The organism is Nocardia africana NBRC 100379, from assembly GCF_001612635.1.
Classification (GTDB): Bacteria; Actinomycetota; Actinomycetes; order Mycobacteriales; family Mycobacteriaceae; genus Nocardia; species Nocardia africana.
The window spans coordinates 1-2,173 of the sequence record NZ_BDAV01000068.1 but is presented as its reverse complement, the minus strand read 5'-3'; the positions used below and the strand labels follow the sequence as shown (position 1 = coordinate 2,173).

The window sequence follows — 2,173 nt, the reverse complement described above, 5'->3', positions numbered from 1 at the left end:
GTCGCTTCCGCCTGAAGACTGACCCTCTGATTCCGGGTGAATGCTGACCCACCCCGTGAACGATCATGAGGTGCTGAACGTGGAGGACTGGGCGGAGATCCGCCGGTTGCATCGCGCGGAGGGGATGGCGATTCGCGCGATCGCTCGGCGGATGAATATTTCGAAGAACACGGTGAAGAAGGCATTGGCTTCGCATGCGCCGCCGCAGTATCAGCGCAAGCCGGGTGGGTCGGCGGTCGATGAGTTCGAGCCGCGGATCCGGGCGTTGCTGAGCGAGTTTCCGGACATGCCGACGACGGTGATCATGGAGCGAGTCGGCTGGCAGCGCGGCAAGACGGTGTTCTTCGAGCGGGTGCAGCAGTTGCGGCCGTTGTTCAAGCCGGTGGATCCGGCCTCGCGCACCGAGTATCAGCCTGGTGAGCTCGCGCAGTGCGATCTGTGGTTCCCGCCGGCCGACATTCCGCTGGGGTTCGGGCATGTCGGTCATCCGCCGGTGTTGGTGATGGTCAGCGGCTATTCGCGGATTATCGCGGCGACGATGATCCCGACCCGACAGAGTCCGGATCTGCTGGCCGGGCATTGGCTGTTGATCTCGCGGTGGGGGCGGGTTCCACGAGCTCTGGTGTGGGACAACGAGTCCGCGGTCGGTCAATGGCGCGGCGGAAAACCGCAGCTGACCGAAACGATGAACGCGTTCCGAGGATCGCTGGGCATCAGGGTGATTCAGTGCCGCCCTCGTGACCCGGAAGCCAAGGGGCTGGTGGAACGGGCGAACGGCTATCTGGAGACGTCGTTCCTGCCGGGCCGGGTGTTCGCGAGCCCGGCCGATTTCAACGCCCAACTCGGTGATTGGCTGGTCAAGGCCAACCAGCGTCATCATCGCCGGTTGGAGTGCCGGCCGGTCGATCGCTGGGAGGCCGACCTTGCAGCGATGCTCGATCTGCCGCCGGTTGATCCGGTGGTCGGGTGGCGGCTCACGACGCGTCTGCCTCGCGATCATTACGTTCGTTTGGACTCCAACGACTACTCGGTGCATCCGGGCGCGATCGGCCGCCGGGTCGAGGTCCGAGCGGATTTGGACCAGGTCGTGGTCACCGTGGCCGGAGCCGAACTTGCTCGCCACCAACGATGTTGGGCCGACCATCAAACCATCACCGATCCCGACCACGCGGCCGCGGCCGCGGATCTGCGCCGGTCCCGGCGCCTGATCGCGGTCCCCGCGATCGACACCGATGTCGAGCATCGCAACCTCTCCGACTACGACCGCATGTTCGACCTCGACGAGGCCGGCAGCAGCGAGGAAATCGCCTGATGGCCACCAAAACCACAGCGAACGGCTCCCGCAACGTCACCTCCGAAATCGCCTATCTCGCACGAGCACTCAAAGCACCGACGCTCGGCAACGCGGTCGAGCGGTTGGCCGAACGCGCCCGCGCCGAGAGCTGGAGCCACGAAGAGTTCCTGGCCGCTTGCCTGCAGCGCGAGGTCTCTGCCCGCGAATCCCACGGCGGCGAAGGACGCATCCGCAGCGCCCGCTTCCCGTCACGGAAATCATTGGAGGAGTTCGACTTCGACCATCAACGCTCCCTCAAGCGCGACACCATCACCCACCTGGGAACCCTGGATTTCATCACCGCCAAGGAGAACGTGGTGTTCCTGGGCCCGCCCGGAACCGGCAAAACGCATTTGTCGATCGGGCTCGGAATCCGCGCCTGCCAAGCCGGGCATCGCGTCGCGTTCGCCACCGCCGCGGAATGGGTCTCCCGCCTGGCCGAGTCCCACCACGCCGGAAAACTGCAGGCAGAACTGATCAAACTCGGCCGGATTCCGCTCATCATCGTCGACGAAGTCGGCTACATCCCCTTCGAAGCAGAGGCCGCGAACCTGTTCTTCCAGCTCGTCTCGTCTCGATACGAACGAGCCTCGCTGATCGTCACCAGCAACAAACCCTTCGGACGCTGGGGCGAAGTGTTCGGCGACGATGTTGTCGCCGCCGCGATGATCGACCGCCTCGTCCACCACGCCGAAGTCATCTCGATGAAGGGAGACAGCTACCGCCTCAAGGACCGAGACCTCGGCCGCGTCCCCGCGGCCAAAACCAACGACTAACCAAACCAACAAGGGGTGGGTCCAAATTCAACCGGAACGACCGGGTCACCATTCAACCGAAGTT

The 2,173-nt window shown here is 64.4% G+C and carries 2 protein-coding genes; both read left to right on the top strand.

Annotation, left to right across the window (positions count from 1 at the left end; translation table 11 throughout):
- Window positions 1-70 precede the first annotated feature (70 nt).
- On the top strand, window positions 71-1,312 hold the full coding sequence (gene istA / locus NA3_RS35230; protein ID WP_062969241.1) for an IS21 family transposase: 1,242 nt from the start codon (window positions 71-73) through the stop codon (window positions 1,310-1,312).
- Complete coding sequence (gene istB, locus NA3_RS35225) at window positions 1,312-2,109, top strand: IS21-like element helper ATPase IstB (RefSeq protein WP_062969239.1); 798 nt, start codon at window positions 1,312-1,314, stop codon at window positions 2,107-2,109. The genes istA and istB overlap by 1 nt, the downstream gene beginning before the upstream one ends.
- Window positions 2,110-2,173 lie beyond the last annotated feature (64 nt).